The 19,047-nt window shown below is 27.2% G+C and carries 18 protein-coding genes and 1 pseudogene; all 19 read right to left on the minus strand.

From position 1 onward, the window contains the following. Positions 1-25 precede the first annotated feature (25 nt). Positions 26-967: a glycosyltransferase gene (locus NGI68_RS05645; RefSeq protein ID WP_251860507.1), complete on the minus strand. Its 942-nt coding sequence runs from the start codon at positions 965-967 to the stop codon at positions 26-28. Then, complete coding sequence (locus NGI68_RS05650) at positions 960-2,114, minus strand: glycosyltransferase (RefSeq protein ID WP_251860508.1); 1,155 nt, start codon at positions 2,112-2,114, stop codon at positions 960-962. Before NGI68_RS05650 ends, NGI68_RS05645 begins: the two co-directional genes overlap by 8 nt. A 12-nt stretch (positions 2,115-2,126) precedes the next feature. Continuing rightward, the gene (gene rfbB / locus NGI68_RS05655) at positions 2,127-3,170 is read right to left on the minus strand and encodes a dTDP-glucose 4,6-dehydratase (protein WP_251860509.1); all 1,044 of its coding nucleotides are present in this window, start codon (positions 3,168-3,170) and stop codon (positions 2,127-2,129) included. A 23-nt stretch (positions 3,171-3,193) separates the two neighbouring features. Further along, the gene (gene rfbD / locus NGI68_RS05660) at positions 3,194-4,075 is read right to left on the minus strand and encodes a dTDP-4-dehydrorhamnose reductase (protein ID WP_251860510.1); all 882 of its coding nucleotides are present in this window, start codon (positions 4,073-4,075) and stop codon (positions 3,194-3,196) included. A 12-nt stretch (positions 4,076-4,087) separates the two neighbouring features. Continuing rightward, positions 4,088-4,657, minus strand: coding sequence for a dTDP-4-dehydrorhamnose 3,5-epimerase (gene rfbC / locus NGI68_RS05665; protein ID WP_251860511.1), 570 nt, complete (start codon positions 4,655-4,657; stop codon positions 4,088-4,090). Between the two features lie 13 nt (positions 4,658-4,670). Beyond that, positions 4,671-5,579 (minus strand): glucose-1-phosphate thymidylyltransferase RfbA, encoded by a 909-nt coding sequence (gene rfbA / locus NGI68_RS05670; protein ID WP_251860512.1) that lies wholly within the window; start codon positions 5,577-5,579, stop codon positions 4,671-4,673. Between the two features lie 3 nt (positions 5,580-5,582). Further along, positions 5,583-6,509 (minus strand): glycosyltransferase family 2 protein, encoded by a 927-nt coding sequence (locus NGI68_RS05675; RefSeq protein ID WP_251860513.1) that lies wholly within the window; start codon positions 6,507-6,509, stop codon positions 5,583-5,585. Between the two features lie 47 nt (positions 6,510-6,556). Beyond that, a complete protein-coding gene (locus NGI68_RS05680; protein WP_251860514.1) occupies positions 6,557-7,234 on the minus strand; it encodes a sugar transferase in 678 nt (225 codons plus the stop codon). A 424-nt stretch (positions 7,235-7,658) separates the two neighbouring features. Then, complete coding sequence (locus tag NGI68_RS05685) at positions 7,659-8,369, minus strand: CpsD/CapB family tyrosine-protein kinase (RefSeq protein ID WP_251860515.1); 711 nt, start codon at positions 8,367-8,369, stop codon at positions 7,659-7,661. Between the two features lie 23 nt (positions 8,370-8,392). Further along, positions 8,393-9,160, minus strand: a complete 768-nt coding sequence (locus NGI68_RS05690) for a tyrosine-protein phosphatase (RefSeq protein WP_251860516.1) — start codon at positions 9,158-9,160, stop codon at positions 8,393-8,395. 13 nt (positions 9,161-9,173) lie between these two features. Continuing rightward, on the minus strand, positions 9,174-9,851 hold the full coding sequence (locus NGI68_RS05695; protein ID WP_251860517.1) for a YveK family protein: 678 nt from the start codon (positions 9,849-9,851) through the stop codon (positions 9,174-9,176). Positions 9,852-9,888: 37 nt separating this feature from the next. Beyond that, positions 9,889-10,851 carry an LCP family protein gene (locus tag NGI68_RS05700; RefSeq protein ID WP_251860518.1) on the minus strand — a complete coding sequence of 321 codons (963 nt, stop codon included), beginning with the start codon at positions 10,849-10,851 and terminating at the stop codon, positions 9,889-9,891. A gap of 445 nt (positions 10,852-11,296) precedes the next feature. Continuing rightward, a complete protein-coding gene (locus NGI68_RS05705; protein WP_251860519.1) occupies positions 11,297-11,464 on the minus strand; it encodes an aspartyl-phosphate phosphatase Spo0E family protein in 168 nt (55 codons plus the stop codon). Between the two features lie 467 nt (positions 11,465-11,931). Next, positions 11,932-12,780: a methyl-accepting chemotaxis protein gene (locus NGI68_RS05710; RefSeq protein WP_286010085.1), complete on the minus strand. Its 849-nt coding sequence runs from the start codon at positions 12,778-12,780 to the stop codon at positions 11,932-11,934. 154 nt (positions 12,781-12,934) lie between these two features. Next, positions 12,935-13,744: a flagellin N-terminal helical domain-containing protein gene (locus tag NGI68_RS05715; protein ID WP_251860520.1), complete on the minus strand. Its 810-nt coding sequence runs from the start codon at positions 13,742-13,744 to the stop codon at positions 12,935-12,937. Positions 13,745-13,912: 168 nt separating this feature from the next. Beyond that, the gene (gene fliB / locus NGI68_RS05720; protein ID WP_251860521.1) at positions 13,913-15,100 is read right to left on the minus strand and encodes a flagellin lysine-N-methylase; all 1,188 of its coding nucleotides are present in this window, start codon (positions 15,098-15,100) and stop codon (positions 13,913-13,915) included. A 175-nt stretch (positions 15,101-15,275) separates the two neighbouring features. After that, entirely contained in the window at positions 15,276-16,499 is a 1,224-nt protein-coding gene (locus NGI68_RS05725) for a flagellin N-terminal helical domain-containing protein (protein WP_251860522.1), read from the minus strand. Positions 16,500-17,074: 575 nt separating this feature from the next. Next, positions 17,075-18,562 (minus strand): flagellinolysin, encoded by a 1,488-nt coding sequence (locus NGI68_RS05730; RefSeq protein WP_251860596.1) that lies wholly within the window; start codon positions 18,560-18,562, stop codon positions 17,075-17,077. After that, positions 18,554-18,910 (minus strand): annotated as a pseudogene (locus NGI68_RS17235) (flagellin N-terminal helical domain-containing protein); the annotation flags it as partial. The gene NGI68_RS05730 and the pseudogene NGI68_RS17235, both read right to left, overlap by 9 nt. Positions 18,911-19,047: the final 137 nt, after the last annotated feature.

Here is a 19,047-nt window from a genome sequence, read left to right on the forward strand (position 1 = left end):
ATTACATTCTCTTGTTAAATTTATTTTAAACTAGATTATTCTTATTGTTCATACATGTACTTTTAATTAACTTAAATCCATATTCATAATATTTCTCTTTGTAGATTTGTTTCTTTATTTTTGCCAAAAATAACTTTTCAATTATTATAATTTTATATAAATTTAAATATAAATCTTTATATTTAAATTTATCTATAAACATAAGATAGCTTTCAAAAAAACATTTTGCTTTGAATTCAGAGAACTCTCCAATAACTTGACTTCCTAAATGAACAATTGAATTACTATTAATAATAATATTTTTCTTTCCTATTTTTTTTACCCTTCTACATAAATCAGTTTCCTCAAAATATAAAAAGAATTTGTTATCAAATCCTCCAATGATATTAAATGTTTTCTTTTTAATAAATAAACATGCACCGGAAACATAATCTACTTCTTGTTTCTTAATATTATCTTGAATAGAAAATACTAATGGCTTTGTTATTTTAAATAACATTTTAATTTTATATAACCCTAATATTTCAAAAATATACTGAGGTAAGCAAGGAAAATTCCCACAACTAGGCTGATTAGTTAAATCTTGATTTAACAATTTAACACCAACACATCCTATATTATATTTATTTAGGCTAATTAAGCAATCTTCTATAAACTTTCCTATTATATATGTATCTGCATTTAAAAATAATATATTTTCTGATTTACAATTTGCAACACCTATGTTATTTCCTACACCAAATCCATTATTATTTTTGGTTTCTATTATTTTTATAAATTCATATATATTTTGAAGCTTTTTTAATTCAATTAAGTCCATTTTTGTCGAATTATTGTCAACTATAATTACTTCTATTTTTTTATCACTTATTATTTCTCTTTCATTTTCAACTAATGAAGAGATCAGTTGCTTAATATATTTAGAAGAATTATAGTTGATAATAACAACAGATATAAGCTTACTCATTCTCATATCTCCTAATCAAATTCATAGCCACATCAACTCTATTGTGCCAAGTATTATTTTTAGCAACTTCTATTCGTTTAATATATTTTATATTATTCTCCTCTTTAAGTGCTTCTTCAACCATATCTATAAATGAATTGTTATCATAAAAATATACTAATTCTTCAAATTCAAAAATCTCAGGAATTCTAGAACACACTACTGGTTTTCCGAATGCAAAATATTCATATAACTTTACTGGATTTGTGTTTAATATCAAATCATTTAATTTAAATGGTATAAGACAAACATCCAAAGTTTCTATTAATTCTCCAACCTTCTTATGATTAATACTTCCTAAAATTTTTATGTTATCAAATTGTTTAAAAATATTTTTATCTATTCGTATAGGACCCGCTAATATTATTTCTATATTCCTACATTTTCTAGCTAAATTTAATATTTGTGAAACATCAAACCATTCATAGATAGTTCCTACATATCCTACTTTTTTTGAATTTTTCAAATTAGGTCTATTATTACTTTCAGTTTTTATAAAGCTATTTCTAGTTGCATTTTTTAGTGTGAACGTATTATCGTTAATCACTTTACAATACTTAAATAGTTTTTTTGATGTAGTAAATACTATATCACTATCCTTAATTAAATTTTTTTCAGTATTTACAATCACTTTTTCTACATTAGGTATTGACTTTATGTCATCTATACAATCAAAAATTTTAAGTTTAAAATTATATTCACCTAATATTTGATAAATCACTGGGTGTTGTAACATAGTCCATGATATGGTATTAGCTATGTCTATTTTGTTTTTTTTTAATATATAATTTAACTGTTTTTTTAAAATAATCTTATTTATTCTTATACTAACCTTATTAAAGAAAGGTAAAAAAAACTTAGGAGAAAGTATTACTATTTTTTCTGGCACTTCAACTGGACGATTATGTGAATTTTTTTTAAACAACCCCTTTATCTTATTTAAAACTCTAAATACATCCTCTTTATTAAGCTTAATCTTTCTAGTTCCAATAGTCTCCACATATATTATTTTATCAATGCAACTTCTTTCAGAGAAATTTTCCATCATATGTTGGTGTCTTTGTTTAATAAATCCCCAATCTATATTGGAAAAGCATATAATATTCATTACATCCACCTCTTATATTTTTATTTTATATTTTTTTATGGTTTCCACAATTATATTACTCACCCATTCCTTATTATCTAAATACCACTTAATTGTTTTCTTTATTCCAATTTCAAAACAAGTTTCTGGATACCATCCAAGATCATTTTTTATTTTTTCAGGATCTATACCGTATCTTCTATCGTGACCTTTTCTATCTTCAACAAATTTTATTAAACTTTCTGTAACTTTTTTATCTACATTCTCATTTATGTATCCTATAACTTCTTTAACTATTTCTATATTAGTTTTTTCATTATGACCACCAACATTATAAACTTCACCTATTTTACCGCTGTTTATAACTATATCAATAGCCTTACAGTGATCTTCTACATAAAGCCAATCTCTTATATTTAATCCATCTCCGTATACAGGAAGTTCTTTATGATTTAAGCAATTATTTATCAAAAGTGGTATTAATTTTTCTGGAAACTGATATGGCCCATAATTATTTGAGCATCTTGTTATATTTACAGGCATCTTATATGTATCAAAATAAGCTTTAACCATTAAATCTGCCCCTGCTTTACTTGCTGAATATGGACTATGAGGATCTAATGAAGTATTTTCTGTAAAATATCCTGTTTCTCCTAATGAACCATAAACTTCATCAGTTGAAACTTGAAGATATTTAACTCCTTTTTCCCATTTATTTTCTTTAAACCATGCATTTTTAGAACAATTTAGTAAGTTTACTGTTCCAATTATATTTGTTTTAGCAAATACTTCTGGCTCTTTTATACTTCTATCCACATGGGATTCCGCTGCAAAATGAACTACATAATTTATATCATATTTTTCAAATAATTTTGAAACTAATTCTTTATCACATATATCTCCCTGAATAAATACATATCTTTCATCATTTTCTACTGATCTTAAGTTTTCTAAGTTTCCTGCATACGTTAATTTATCTAAATTTATTATTTTTATATCATTATATTTTTTTAGCATATATAGAACAAAATTAGATCCTATAAACCCTGCTCCACCAGTAACTAAATATGTCTTCATTTTTATTCTCCTTAATCTTAGGTTTATTTGTTTATATTTTTTATAAAACTATTTAAAGCCTTTTCCCAATCTCTCATTTCATCTCCAACAGTGCATCTTAACATCATATTATCTAGTGATGAATATTCTGGTCTTTTAGCTGCTGTTTTGAATTCTTCTGAAGTACATGGATTTACTATGCATTTTTCTCCACTTAGTCTTATTATTTCTGAAGCAAAATCATACCAAGTACATTCTCCTTTTCCCGTGCAATGATAAACACCATATTCATTTGTTTCTATGAGTTTCAAGATATGATAAGCTAAATCATTAGCATTAGTTGGATTGCCTTTTTGATCATTAACTACATTTAAGCTTTCCTTTTCTTTAGCTAACTTCATCATTGTATAAACAAAATTTTTTCCTACATAACCATATAGCCAAGCAGTTCTTACTATAAAATATTTAGAGCAAAAATTCCTTACAAAATCTTCTCCCATAAGTTTTGTTTTACCATATACACTATAAGGATTAGTTTCATCATATTCCTTTAGTGGATTTACTCCTATTCCTGAAAAAACATAATCTGTAGAAACTTGTACAAGCTTTGCTTCTATTTTTTCACACACTATGGCCAAATTCCTAGCTCCAATTGAATTAACTTTAAATGATACTTCTTCATTGCTTTCACAGGCATCTACATTTGTAAATGCTGCACAGTTTATAACTACATCTGGATTGGCTTTTGTTAAAGCTTCATCCACTTGATTTTGATCAACTATATCTAAATCCTCTACATCCATAAATTGAAATTTTGAATTTATAATATTTTTAGATACTTGTCCAATTTCAGCTTTTCCAGTTTCAACAATTGATTTTATTTCATTTCCTAATTGTCCTTTTGATCCTATTACTAAAACAATCATATTAATTCCACCTTATTTTATATATTTAAACGGAATATCTATTTCTTTTAATGTTTTTTGAACTTTATCTTTATCAGATAATAATATTTCATCTATTCCCTCTAATGGCCAATGAATATTAATATCTTTATCATTCCATAAAACTCCTCCATCATATTCTGGAGAATAAAAATCTGTACATTTATAATTAAAAGTTGCAGTATCTGATAATACTAAAAATCCATGTGCAAACCCCTCTGGTATATAAAATTGCTTTTTATTCTCATCTGTCAAAATAACACCTTCCCACTTCCCAAATGTAGGTGATCCTTTTCTTAAATCCACAGCAACATCAAACACTTTCCCTTCTGTAACTCTTACTAACTTCCCTTGACTATGTTTTGTTTGGAAATGCAAACCTCTAAGTACTCCTTTTTTAGATCGTGATTCATTATCTTGTACAAACTCCATATTGAGTCCTGCCTCAAAAAAGTCATTCTTATTATATGTTTCCATAAAGTATCCTCTATTATCTCCAAATACTTTAGATTCAATTATATATACCCCATCTATTTTAGTTTCTTTAAATTTAAAATTTCCCATAATACTCACCTTTCTATCTAGTAGCAGCTACCTCTTTCTTGCTTTTTTTCATTTCCAATTCTTCTACTACATCTACCAAGTATTTACCATACCCTGTTTTCATTAATGGCTTAGCTAGTTCTATAACATTTTCTGCATTTATCCAATCTTTTCTATACGCAATTTCTTCTAAGCAAGCTATATATGTTCCTTGAGTGCTTTGAATAGCTTCTACGAAATTAGATGCTTTAAGCATCGATGTATGAGTCCCTGTATCAAGCCATGCCATTCCTCTTCCTAAAAGATTAACTTTTAATGTACCCTCTTCCATATATAATCTATTCAAATCTGTTATTTCTAATTCACCTCTAGGGGACGGTTTTAAAGATTTTGCTTTTTCTATTACTGAGTTATCATAAAAATATAATCCCGGAACAGCGTATTTTGATTTTGGATGTTCTGGTTTTTCTTCTAATGATATCACTTTATCATTTTGATCAAATTCAACTACTCCAAAAGCTTTTGGATTTTGTACATAGTAGCCAAAAACATAAGCACCCTTTTCTAATCTAGAAGCTTTACCTAAATGGTTACTGAAGCTTTGTCCATAAAATATATTATCTCCTAAAATCATAGCGACACTATCTTTACCTATGAATTTTTCACCTATAATAAAAGCCTCTGATAAGCCATTTGGCTCTTGTTGAACTTCATATTTAATATTCAACCCTAAATGTGAACCATCTTTGAATAATTCCTTAAACCCAATAATATCTCTTCCTGTAGATATTATTAATATATCTTTTATACCTGCAAGCATAAGAACAGACATTGGATAATATATCATTGGCTTATCATAAATTGGGGCCATTTGTTTTGACATTGCCTTTGTTACAGGATACAATCTTGTCCCAGATCCACCAGCTAAAATTATTCCTTTCATAGTTTATTCCTCCGAATCCATCATTTTATTATCCCAATACAACTTATTAAGTGAAAACTTTTTAATTAAATTCTTAGATATTTTTTTGTAATTTTTCCCTAACTTCATTCCAATAAATCTTGACGCAAAATTAGGTAATATATTGAAAAATATTCTATATTCCCTGGAAGCTAATGAATTTTTAGCAACATCTTTAAGTAAAGAAAATCCGCTTTTATTTTCTCCATATTTATTTAAATAATTATTGTTTGCAAAAAATACTCCCGTATCAAAATATCTATTAAACAGCTGCTTCAAAGTAAATTCATGAGAATGAATAACCACAGAATTAGAACAATACTTTATCTTATAACCATTTTTAATCAATTTATAGGCTATATACATATCCTCACTTATTATTAAATTTTTATTATCGTATCCATTTAATTTCACAAAAATATCTTTCCTTATAGCAGCAGAAGCATCTGAAAAAAAGAATGTCATTAGCCCATATCTATCAATATCCTTATTGGATACTATTCTAGACTTATTAGGATAATTTTTAGGTCTTATGTAATGCTCTATTCCTTTGGAGTTTGACACTTGCCTACTAAAGCTAGCATGACAAATTCCATTAGATATATCTTTAGTCAATTCGTATAGCCAAACATCATCTTGTATAATTATATCTTGAGTTATAAATACTATTATTTGTCCCTTTGCCTTCATTGCAAATTTTTCTCTAGTTAAGCTATGTGAAAAATCCTTTTTACTTATTTTTGAATAATTTAAACTGAAATTTTTCAGAATGATCTCTGAATTATCTTTACTTTCTGTAAGAATATAGGTTATGTCTTTTATGCATACATTCTTTTGTTTTTCTAAACTTTCATTTAAGCTTTCTATATACTTTTCTCCATTATATATAGGACAAATTATACTAACATTCATCTTATCTTATCTCCATTATAAAAATTATGATTATATAAACTTTGGTATTATCGTGCCCCTTTTTTATTAAGAACAGATATTATTGTTTGAAATATAATTTTAATATCTAACAAAAAGCTTCTATTATCTATATACTTCATATCCATTTGTACTCTTTCTTCATATGTAGTGTCGCTTCTACCATTAGCCTGCCATAATCCTGTAAGTCCTGGTTTAATCATTAAAAGCTTGACTCCATGGACACCATACTTTTCTATTTCCTTTTCCACTATAGGCCTTGGTCCCACCACGCTCATATTTCCTATAAATATATTTAATAATTGAGGTAACTCATCTAGACTAGTTGTCCTTAAAAAATTTCCTATATTAGTTATTCTAGGATCAAATTCCAACTTGAAATTTTCTTCAAATTCTTTTTTTTGATCCACAGTCAAACTTTTCAATAAATCCTCTGCATTTGATTTCATTGTTCTAAATTTATATACCTTTATCTTTTTACCTTTTAAACCTAATCTTGTGTGAGCAAAAAATATAGGTCCTTTAGAATCTATCTTAATTACTATTGAAAAAATTAAAAACAAGGGAAAAAAAACTATTAATGCACATAAGGAACTTATCAAATCAAAAATTCTTTTTAAAAAATTATAAAAAAGTTTATTTTCTATTCTTTCAATTTCTTTTTGTTGTATACTTTTAGTAATCATATCTCTTTGTAATTCCTGCATAAGTTTCCTCCTTTTGAATTTATTATAGATATTACTTTAGTAAATATTTTATTAAATATTTGTTCACAATTATATTACAATAAAAATATTGCATAGTTCCAATTCATATAAATTGATTAATGTAAAAATATGAATTAATGCCTATAGTTTTCTATAAATGCCTCATTTTTTAATAGTATATAGTATTTTTTACTTTATTAAGAGTTCATTATCATTTTTTAATACTATTATAAAACTCATTAAATATATCCTGATTTTTATATGCTTTTTAATATAAAATCATATATTATGGTATTTAATAAAAAAACTAATAATATATGATTTTTTGTTATATTTAATTTTAAATAAAAGTTTTGCTTAATATAATCTTTATATTATTTCTGTTTTTTTAAGTGATCATATTGCCACTTTTACTATTTTTACCTTATTTTTTACTTCTTTTATTCTTATTTCCATCTTCTTCGTAATAATAATTATAATATCTATATCCGTTTCCAGAATCTGTATCCACCTTATTTAATACTACCCCTAATATTTTCGCATTTACTTTTTCTAGAAGTTGCTTTGCTTTTATGGCTGATTCTATTTCTACTTGTCCAGATGCTGTTACTAAAACTCCTCCATCTGAATATTGAGATACTAATTGTGCATCTGTTACAACTCCAACAGGAGGGGTATCCAATATTATGTAATCATAGTAGTTCTTGCTCATTTCTATAAATTTTTTCATCTTTGTAGATGATAGCAATTCTGAAGGATTTGGTGGTTTTAACCCTGAGGTTAATATATGTAAATCTTCTATTCCACTTTGTTGTACAATTTTATCTATACCATTTTCCTCTATTAAAAGATTAGATAATCCTCTTGTGTTTGATATATTAAATAATCTATGTACATTAGGCTTTCTAAGATCACAATCTACTAAAATAGTTTTAGCTCCGTTTTGTGCCATAGTTATAGCTAAATTTGCTGAAGTTGTGGATTTTCCCTCTCCTGGCGTAGAACTAGTAACAAAAATCACTTTTATTTCTTTATCAAAGGATGAAAATTGAATATTAGTTCTTAAAGTTCTATATGCCTCTGATATTGGTGATTTAGGTTCCTTTATAGTTATTAAATCTAGATTTTTATTCAACTTGTAATCACTCCAATGTTAAATTATATTTTTAGAAAGCTAAAAATTCCTTTTTTCTTTTCTATTATCCTATAGCTTGTACTAACCTCTTCATTTTTAAGAATACTCTTTGAGTTATCAATTATTTCATTATAAAGATCTTCATCTATAGTTTGTAAAATCCTTGCAGCTTCCCACATATTAGGGTTTCTCCTATTTATACTATGAGCATCTGAACCTATAAAGTTACATATTCTATTTTCTATAAGTTTCTTTGATATTTTCTGAACCTGTTTTCCAAATATACCTTCTATACTTCCTGTATTTATCTGGAATAAATAACCTTCTTCTATAAATTTATTTATATTTAAAATATCTTCATATATGAATTTATATCTTTCTGGATGTGCTATTATAGGTTTTATTCCTCTTACCTTTAATTCATACAGTACATCCATATAATAATCTTTCCAAACAGTCATAGGGAACTCCACTAACATATAGCTTGTATTATTTATAGTCCCTATATATCCTTTTTCATATAATTCTATAGTTTTTTTATGTATAAGAACTTCTTGACCCCATAATATTTCTATATGAATATTATTGTTTTTAGCAACATTATTTAAATACTCCACCTGTTCTTTTACCTTAGAATATTCTTCTTCATATCTTCCTATATAATAATGAGGTGTAGCAACTATCTTTTTTGTTCCACCTTTTTCTGCTATTTTTAACATATGCAAACAATACTCTAAATCTTTAGAACCATCATCTATGTTAGGTATTATATGACTATGAATATCTATCATATAAATTCTCTCCTTATTTTATTTTAGGTATTACAGCTATTACTGGAAGTTCTAAGTATTTGTCTATATCATTTTCTGTCTTTATTGTTTTATCCATGTATTCTTGTATAAAAGCTATTCCTACAGATATTAAAAGACCTAAAAATAAGGCTATAGCTATATTAAGCAATTTTTTGGGTTTTATTGGCTTATCTGGTATTACTGGCTTATCTAATAATTCTATAGTATTGTTTGGATATATCTTCTTGCTCTGAGATATAAATTCGTTACATACTGTTGTAAGTACATTATATGCAAATTGAGCATCCTTATCTTCTATTTTTAAGTCTATAATTTGTGTATCAGCTTGAGGTGTTATACTTAATTTTTTTTGTAGCTCCTCTGGTTTTAATTTTCCTGTTTTAGCTACTACATTTTCTGATACAGTTCTGGAATTAGCGATCTGAGCATATGTTTTAACTAATTTTTGGTACATCATTACATCATTATAGTTATTTTTATTATCATTTTTCTCTTCTGCGGCTTTACCTATAACCACACTAGCTTTTACTTCATAGGTAGGTGGAATAACAAAAAAACTTAACGCTGCAGATACTATGCCAAATACTAATATTGTTATTAAAATCATTTTCTTTTTATTTTTCAGCACATTAAAAATCCCTTGTAAATCTAAGTTTACTTCTTCATTCATTTTAAGAATCTCCTCCATTGGTAAATAAAATAAATAATTAATTAGGTTTTATATCTTCAAATATATATTTATGCATTTGTTCTATAGTCTTATTTTCATTGTATAATAGATAATAAACACCATCTATAAGCTTTCCTTCGCAATAATCATCTAAAGGAAATCTTTGTTGTTCTATATTATCTCCTCCCAAAGAAAAAGCTGAAGTACCTTTTTTCATGATTTCTGTAGAAGAAAGACTAGTTTCTACATTAGGTAATAAAGCAGTAATTACTTTAGGTAATTGTGTAGGTCCCAACTTCTTAACTTTATTCATAATAGCTGTTAAAACAGTCCTTTGTCTTTCTGTTCTCTCATAATCTCCACCATTAGTGTATCTTATTCTTGCATATGCAACTGCTTGCATACCGCTTAAATTTTGAAGTCCTGAGTTTTCTACTACTTGTACGGTTTTTCCTTCAATCTTAGAAGTTTCTTGCATATAATCATTTATATACTTTATTTCATCCGCTCTTACAGGTATTTGTATTCCTCCAACGGTATCTATTATTTTTTCTAATCCATAAAAATCTACCGCTACAAAATCTCTAATATTTAATTTATAATTTTTATTTATAGTTTTTATGGCTAGCTCTGGTCCTCCATAGGCATAAGCATGATTTAATTTAGTTTTTCCATGTTCATCTATATTTACATAGGAATCCCTCATTATAGATGATATCTTTACCTTGTTATGCTTTTTATCTAAAGAAACTATCATAATGGCATCAGATCTTGAAGGTTCATCTTTTTTTCTTCTATCCAATCCAAAAAAAGCCATATTTATAACATCTTCTCCATATTTATCTGCACTTTTATCTATTTTTAGTTCTTTAGTATTCTTAGATATTGATATTTTTTTAACCTTGCTAAGTTGATTATAAGCATATAATGTTCCTATTGCCCCTATAAGCACAATTATTGTGACTACTACCAATATTAATTTGCTTTTTTTACCTTTCATATAATAGCTCCTTTCAAAACAAATCTATTAATAATAATACCATATATGAACATAAAATATAATATTATATTAAAGATAAAGTATTTTCCTACATTACTTTCTGTTTCTAATAATTATTTTATCGATTATTTGCTATTATTCTTTATACAAAATTTAATATTATGCTGAGTTCTTTTATTATTTAAATAAACTTATAGACATTTTTTTGTTAATATAATTATTTTCGACAACTATTTCTATGCATTTATACATATATATTTATCATTGTATTACAAGTTAATTTAATGCTTTTTAACATATTCCAATATTTTCTTAGATATTAAAATAGGAGCTGTCGCACTAAGAATAAATCCTACAATATATTGTGTTAACTTTAAACTGTAAAACAATATATTGTACTTAAATTCTTTAATACGACAGCCTCTCTGTTTAAATGTTTATATGTTTATTTATATTCGTTTTTCATATACTGTACTATTAATTCATCCATTTCTCTACTTAAATCTAATATTTTCTCTTCATCCCTATCCTTCTCTTCTAATGTAATACTTATTTCATATAAATCTTGCCTTAATTCACTCATTTCTTCAAATAAACTCTCCCTAGTTTTCAATCAGTCTCCACTCTCCCATATACTGTAAGTAAAATACAAATTTAATTAATATTATAAATATCGTTACTATACTGGAAACTTTTATATATAAATTATATTTTTTGTTAAATATTAGGTGAATATATAATTGGGGTGTCTCACTAACAATAAATCCTACAATATATTGCTTTAAACTTGTAAATCAATATATTATGATTAAATTCTTTAGTGCAACATTCCCTTAAATTTTTATCTTAATTTTTATTTTTCGTTTGAAATTCTTTATTACATATTAGAATCATTTAATTTACCAAGTTTCAATTCTCTAATTTTTAAATTATGTATATTATTATCAAAAGACAATAAAATTAATCTTTTAATTTTATTACTTAAAGTATTATAAAAATAATAAACTGTACCCTGCATGATATTCACAGAAAGAAACTGTGTTATTTTACAGAGTACAGTCTACTATTTTATTATATCTTTTATTTGTGGTTTTCTACAAATTTTTGTAGATTTTTAATAGTTTCATTAAGAGTTTCTATTCTAGATAAAATCTCTTCCGTAGAAGCTGCTTGTTCTTGGCTAATGGCTCCTACGCTTCCTATGGTGTTATTGATCTCATTTACACTATTGTTCATTTCAGCTAATATTTTTTCTATATTTTTTACAGCCTCTTGAGATTGGTCTGATAATTTTCTAACTTGTCCTGCAACTACCGCGAAGCCACGACCAGATTCTCCTGCCCTTGCAGCCTCTATAGCTGCATTAAGTCCTAACAAATTAGTTTGAGTAGCTATACCCTTTATAAACTCTAAAATTTCAGAAGTATCATTTTTCTTATTATTTAATTCTTCTACCATAGCAATAGCATTTTGTCCGGATTTTGCTAAGCTTTCTGCTGATTCTGACACCTGAGCAGTATTCTCGGTTACAAGCTTAATATTATCTGCTAACCTTTGAACACCCTCTATTAATTTATGATTATTTTCTACATCTATTCCAGAGCTAAAAGTACCTATAACCTCATTGTTTATACCATAAATAGGAGTCAGTGTGCTTTTTATAGCTCTTCCATATACATCTTTAGGGACATCTTCACATATATCCTTTTTATATCTAATACATTCTTCTATAGGTTTTATGCCAGTTATACTTTTACCCTCTGATAGTTCCAATTGAAGCTCTTTAGATTTGCTAAACCCAATATATTTGTCTAAATCTGTAATAGCTAAAACTATATCTTCATGAACAATTTTATTTATGTAAGGTAATACTATTTTAAAGGCTTCTAATATCTCTTCATTACTTTTAAACATTCCACTTCTATCCATTTATTACTCTCCCTTTTCCAAATTTTCCTTTGTTCAACATTGCTTCTATATTTATTAAAACAAAAGCTCTTGTTTATAGTAAACCTTTTTTACCAAATAACAAAAGCTTTTATATTATAATCTGTTTATATTTATATAGTAATTTATTTAAGATCTAGCTAAATAATAATTTATTTACAACAGAAGCTAAAGATTGTTGCTCTGTTCTTGAGCTTACTAATATAGAATAACTACATTTTTCTAAAATCTGTCCCTTAATTAAATCTATAGCTGACATAGCCATATCAGTATCCTCTATCTTTGATAAAGCAGCAGTGGTACTATACTCAGAATTATTACAATGATTATAGGAATGATACAAATTATTATAATCTCCACCTAATTGATTTCTATAGTCTGCTATTTTAGAAACAGCATTTTTTATATTATCTATGGAATCTACTGCATTAGATAAATTTGTTACAGAACTATTATCTAAACCTATATATGATAAATCTACAGATTTTAAATCAATGGTATATGTAGTATATGGGTTATCTCCTGTTTGTATATTTATCTTTTCAGCTCCACTTAATAATTTTATATCATTAAAAGAAGTGTTCTCCATTATTTCGCTTATAGATGTCTTTATACTTTGGAATTCTTTATCTAAAAGTTTTCTATCTTTATCTTCTAAAGTATCATTCGCTGCTTGTATAGAGATCTTTTCCATTCTCATAAGTTGATTTGATATATTAGAAAGGGCTCCATCTACAGTTTGAAGCATGGATATACCTTCCTCAGTATTTCTTTGTGCTCTAGAAATACTCCTAACTTGTGCTTTAAAGCTTTCTTGGATAGCAACATCTGCTCCATTGTTTACCCTCTTCCCTGAGCTTATACCTTTCATTAACTTAGCACTTTTTGTTTTATTTTCTCTTACTTTGCTAAATAAATTCAACACATTTTCATCGTTAACTATCACGCTTCCACCTCCTTGTGTAAAATCATAGTTTATACATTTTATTATCGTATGATTCCCTCTAAAATTTATATTCAATATGTAAAAGGTGAAGTATGAACTCACTTCTTTTGATGATTATAAATTTATTTTTGTTTTATAATTATTCCATTAGGAGCTATAGATTTATTATTACTTTATAAGCATTGCCATGTAAGCCATAGTATTCATATTATTATCCTTTAATATTTCATAAACATTTTCTATAAATGAATCACTATGTTCAACTACTCTACTAAAACTTTGTATAGTGCTTACTACTTTTTCCTCATTAAATTCCTCTTTGTAAAATGAAGCCAATCCTATAAGATGCATCCTAATTATTGCATATTTAACTACTAGTATTTCATAATTCTCAAATAAATCTTTTCTCTTTAAAGGAAATACATCTTTAAAAACATCATTCACCAAATAATTTTCTAGTATATATTCATATTTTTCTTCAAAATTTTTATTATAATAATCATATGCTTTTTCATAGGATTTTAATTTGTCTTTCTTTTCTCCTTCATTATTAAACTCCATGCCTTCCATGGATTCTTGTAGCATATTTATATATTTTTCATTATTTATGCCCATAGAAACTCTTTTATTAGTTAAAGCAGTAGTTATTAAAGATTGAACTTCCATATTACATGGTATTTTTAATAATTCCTCTTTATACAATCCTTTCTGGATATTTGAATTGTAGTTTGCTATTATATTAATTGAATCAATAAGCTTTGATTTACTAACTTTATTGTAAAATAAACCTAATATAGTTACCCTTTCCCACAATCTATAATCTCTGTTTTGCAAAAGAGATATGGTAAAAATTCTAAAGTCCCATAAATATCTATTTACTTTGTTTTTAAAATCCACTTTACTTGTATCTATTGTCTTTCTTAATCCACCCTTTATTTGTTTTTCTTCTTCTATAACATCAAATTCCATAGGCTCTTTATTTAATAGTGCACGTCTAGCTGCCTCTGGACAGGACATAGTAGCTGATATCTCCAAACAATCATCTATATTATTATAATTTCTTGGATATATAGTGCAGGTTACACTTAGTCCATCTTCTCCTAAATGTTTATGTATATTGCAAAGTTTATTTTCATCTAAAAAAGGACATTCTCCATTTTCTCTTAATATTATCTTTGCATAATTAGCATAATCGCCTTTGCTTCTCCATCTGGTTATATTAGTTGAAAACAAATCTTTTAACTTTTGATTTTTAGTCTCCTTATATTTTTTGTAAGTATCTTTATCTATAGATATACTCCATTTAACACAACAACTTTCACTACATTCTTTCCCTATACATTTAAAATCTTTCATATATTGGGGTAGCAATACTTTATGAAATTTATGTCCCTCCATTTATAATACCTCCATTTTTTCTTTTGTATAAAAACATTTAATACTTTATCGATATATTTCTTTAATACTTTATTTTAAAATAGGAAATAAAAAAAGCCGAAGAATATTTCTTCGACTTTTTTAAATAAATTAATTATCTTAATAATTGTAAAACACCTTGTGGTTGTTGATTAGCTTGTGCAAGCATTGCTTGTGCAGCTTGTTGAAGAATGTTATTTTTAGAGAATGTCATCATTTCATTTGCCATGTCAACGTCTCTTACTCTTGATTCAGCTGCTTGTAAGTTCTCGCTTGATGTTCCTAAATTATTTATTGTATGTTCTAATCTATTTTGGTAAGCACCAAGTTTAGATCTTTCAGTTGATACTGTGTTTATAGCATTATTTAAAACTTCTATAGCATTTGTAGCATTATCATGATTTGACACATCAAGAGCACTTTCTGATTCATTAGAGTCTGTTCCATTTGTAACTCCTTCTTTTGCAGTGAAAACAACACCTGCTGCTCCTGTTTTTCCTGTTCCTAAAGATATTTTTAAAGCTTCTGATCTCATATCTTCAATTGTCATTGTGAAAGCTTGACCTTTGTTTGCACCAATTTGTAATGTAGCTGAGAATTCTGTGCTTGGCATGTCATCTCCTATTTTTATCTCTTTTACTCCAGCTGTTGTTACAGTTACCGTACCTGAAGATGTTGGTTGAATAGAATCTTCGTGTCCTGCTTTTTGTTTTACAGTTATACCTTTAGTACCATCCGCAACAATATCATATTTAGCTTTTAAAGTAGCATTATTACCTAATTTTGTAACTAAATCTGCTAAATCCCCAGCTCCTTTTATAGTTTCACCATCTAATGTAAAGTCTTTTGTAGCATCTGCAATTGCTACTTTATATTCTCCTGCTTTTGCTGCAACTACATCAGCTGCTGTTGCTTTTTTAACTCCACCATTTAACATTTTTTGAGTATTAAATTCAGTAGTGTTTCCTACTCTGTTTATTTCAGAAGTTAATTGATTTATTTCTTTTTGTATTTGATCTCTATCTTCTGTTGTGTTTGTATCATTTGATGCTTGAGTTGCAAGTTCTCTCATTCTTTGAAGAATTGAGTGAGTTTCGTTTAATGCACCTTCTGCAGTTTGTATCATTGATATACCATCTTGAGCATTTCTTGATGCTTGATCAAGACCTCTAACTTGTGCTCTCATTTTTTCTGAGATAGCTAGTCCTGCTGCATCATCTCCAGCTCTGTTTATTCTTAAACCTGAGCTTAATTTTTCCATTGATTTTCCTGCGCTTCTTACATTACCCATCATATTTCTATGAGCGTTCATTGCATTCATGTTATGATTGATTATCATTTTAAATTCCTCCTTGAGTTTTAAATTGAAATGAGCATCCTTGCTCATTTTTTTATTTTAAGCATATAGCTTAATTGCAATTTCTTTGTTCATATTATAATACTATATTAAAACATAACTCTTAGATATGATTAAAATATAATATTTATAAATTAGTTTATACTAATCATATTTTTTATATCGGAATATAAAAACAATACTTTATATTTAAACTGAAATTTCTTATATATTTTTAAAATACCTAAAACATTGTGTTCATAAATTAATTCATATTAAATACCCTTTATATATAACCTTAAATTTCTCATATGCTTTTTAATATCTAAAATATTATATTTTTAATATAATTATAATATGATAAATTACTTTAAATTAAATACATTATATATATCGATATATCACTATAATACTTTACATTAAAATTAAAAAATTTTACATAAATGTATTAAAATTTATATGCTAAATTCCATATACTAAACTACCCAAACTCTACAAATATTTAAAACAAAGCAACTTCTCTTTTTAATTCAAGTTAAAAAGATTAATTAAATAAATTTTAAAATCTATAAATTTATTTATCTCAATAATTGAAGTATTCCTTGTGGTTGTTGATTAGCTTGTGCAAGCATTGCTTGTGCAGCTTGTTGAAGAATATTATTTTTAGAGAATGTCATCATTTCTTGTGCCATATCAACATCTCTTATTCTACTTTCAGATGCTTGTAAGTTTTCACTTGATGTTCCTAAATTGTTTATTGTATGTTCTAATCTATTTTGGTAAGCACCAAGCTTTGCTCTTTCTGAGGATACCTTATTTATAGCATTGTTTATTATATCTATTGCATTGGTTCCATTTTCATGATTTGATAAATCTAATGCGCTTTCAATCTGATTATTATCATTTCCATTTGTAACTTCTGCTTTAGTAGTAAAGGCTCCCCCTACAATGCCTGCTCCTTTTTGAGATATTCCTAAAGATTCTGCCCTCATATCTCCAATTAACATACTAAATGCTTGTCCTTTATTCGCACCTATTTGTAGATTTATTCCTTTTAATCTTGATGGATCATCCCATTCTATTTCAAAACCTGCTAAATTTTCTATGCCTACTGGAAGATTTCCTACATTACTCACTTCTTTAATGATATCTTGTGCACTTATTTCATTTGCTCCACCACTATCTTTTCCAAGAACTGATCCTGTATCCACATTGGTTAAGTCCACATCTGCTTCTGTTTTCATAGTAGCTATATCTTTTACTGCTGCTTTAAATTTAGCTATAAAATCTGCTACATCATTAAATTTAGTTACTGTTGCTTTAGTAACATCTTGTAGTGCATCACTTAATGTTTTGTCTTGATTATTAAGATCCTTTAAATAATCAAATATAGCTTTAATTCCTCCTGCAGCATCAAGTTGTTTATCTAAATACCTAACCGCTAAGTAAGCTGCAGAGTATTCGTCACTTCCAGCATTTTGAGGCCAATTTATACCATTTCCTATTTTAGCTACTACAGCAGCTACACTTCCTAGTGATTTTATACTTTGATCCAATCTTTCATCTGCACCATGCACAAATTCTGCTGTACCTTCTTTAAACCAAGTTTCCAGTTCTCCAAAGTTCATAGTCTGAGACATTATAGCATGAGTAAGCTCATGAGCTATAATTCTGTCATTATAAACTGGACCCTTTCCACCATCTTTGTTTGTATTTAGATTTAAAGGTTTCATAGCATCCATGTTTATATGTAACTCTAACAAAGCTCCCTTTCCTGTTAGTCCAGTTGGACTTGTAGGATCTTTTACATAAGATGCATTTACAAGAGCTGCTGTATTTCCTAATCCTTCATCTAATACTACTTTTATTTTAGTGCCATTGGGAACTTTTATTCCATAACTATCTTCTACAAGTTTAGACCCTCCTTGAATCCACCAACTTTTTAATGCTTTTAGCACATCTTCTTTTTCTTGTTTAGTTGATGATCCTGATCCTAAAGATCCATCTAGCACCTTTTGTGTGTTGAATTCAGTTGTATTTCCTATTCTGTTTATTTCTGAAGTCAATTGATTAATTTCTTTTTGTATTTGTTGCCTATCCTCTTTTGTATTTGTATCATTTGCCCCTTGAGTTGCAAGTTCTCTCATCCTTTGAAGTATTGAATGAGTTTCGTTTAATGCACCTTCTGCTGTCTGTATCATTGAAATACCATCTTGTGCATTTCTTGATGCTTGATCAAGCCCCCTAACTTGTGCTCTCATTTTTTCTGATATAGCAAGTCCTGCCGCATCATCCCCAGCTCTGTTTATTCGAAGTCCTGAACTTAATTTTTCCATGGATTTTCCTGCGCTTCTTACGTTGCTCATCATATTTCTGTGAGCATTCATTGCATTCATGTTGTGATTGATTATCATTTTAATTCCTCCTTGAATTTAGTAAGCATCCTTGCTTTTTTTGTGCTTTTATTACTTTTTTATACAATATTATCGTTTATCTTTATGCTTATCTTAATGATTTTTATTTATTTTTATTTTATAATAAAATATTTTTA

Source organism: Clostridium sp. Marseille-Q2269, from assembly GCF_943736985.1.
Taxonomy (GTDB): Bacteria; Bacillota; Clostridia; order Clostridiales; family Clostridiaceae; genus Clostridium_F.

What these genes read in the sequence shown, in the direction of transcription:
- NGI68_RS05695 (WP_251860517.1), bottom strand. Translation starts at nt 9,851, where the DNA reads ATGAATGAAGAAGTAAACTTAGATTTACAAGGGATTTTTAATGTGCTG.
- NGI68_RS05700 (WP_251860518.1), bottom strand. Translation starts at nt 10,851, where the DNA reads ATGAAAGGTAAAAAAAGCAAATTAATATTGGTAGTAGTCACAATAATT.
- rfbB (WP_251860509.1), bottom strand. Translation starts at nt 3,170, where the DNA reads ATGAAGACATATTTAGTTACTGGTGGAGCAGGGTTTATAGGATCTAAT.
- NGI68_RS05710 (WP_286010085.1), bottom strand. Translation starts at nt 12,780, where the DNA reads ATGGATAGAAGTGGAATGTTTAAAAGTAATGAAGAGATATTAGAAGCC.
- NGI68_RS05725 (WP_251860522.1), bottom strand. Translation starts at nt 16,499, where the DNA reads ATGATAATCAATCATAACATGAATGCAATGAACGCTCATAGAAATATG.
- fliB (WP_251860521.1), bottom strand. Translation starts at nt 15,100, where the DNA reads ATGAAAGATTTTAAATGTATAGGGAAAGAATGTAGTGAAAGTTGTTGT.
- rfbA (WP_251860512.1), bottom strand. Translation starts at nt 5,579, where the DNA reads ATGAAAGGAATAATTTTAGCTGGTGGATCTGGGACAAGATTGTATCCT.
- rfbC (WP_251860511.1), bottom strand. Translation starts at nt 4,657, where the DNA reads ATGGGAAATTTTAAATTTAAAGAAACTAAAATAGATGGGGTATATATA.
- NGI68_RS05650 (WP_251860508.1), bottom strand. Translation starts at nt 2,114, where the DNA reads ATGAATATTATATGCTTTTCCAATATAGATTGGGGATTTATTAAACAA.
- rfbD (WP_251860510.1), bottom strand. Translation starts at nt 4,075, where the DNA reads ATGATTGTTTTAGTAATAGGATCAAAAGGACAATTAGGAAATGAAATA.
- NGI68_RS05680 (WP_251860514.1), bottom strand. Translation starts at nt 7,234, where the DNA reads ATGCAGGAATTACAAAGAGATATGATTACTAAAAGTATACAACAAAAA.
- NGI68_RS05690 (WP_251860516.1), bottom strand. Translation starts at nt 9,160, where the DNA reads ATGATAGATATTCATAGTCATATAATACCTAACATAGATGATGGTTCT.
- NGI68_RS05645 (WP_251860507.1), bottom strand. Translation starts at nt 967, where the DNA reads ATGAGTAAGCTTATATCTGTTGTTATTATCAACTATAATTCTTCTAAA.
- NGI68_RS05675 (WP_251860513.1), bottom strand. Translation starts at nt 6,509, where the DNA reads ATGAATGTTAGTATAATTTGTCCTATATATAATGGAGAAAAGTATATA.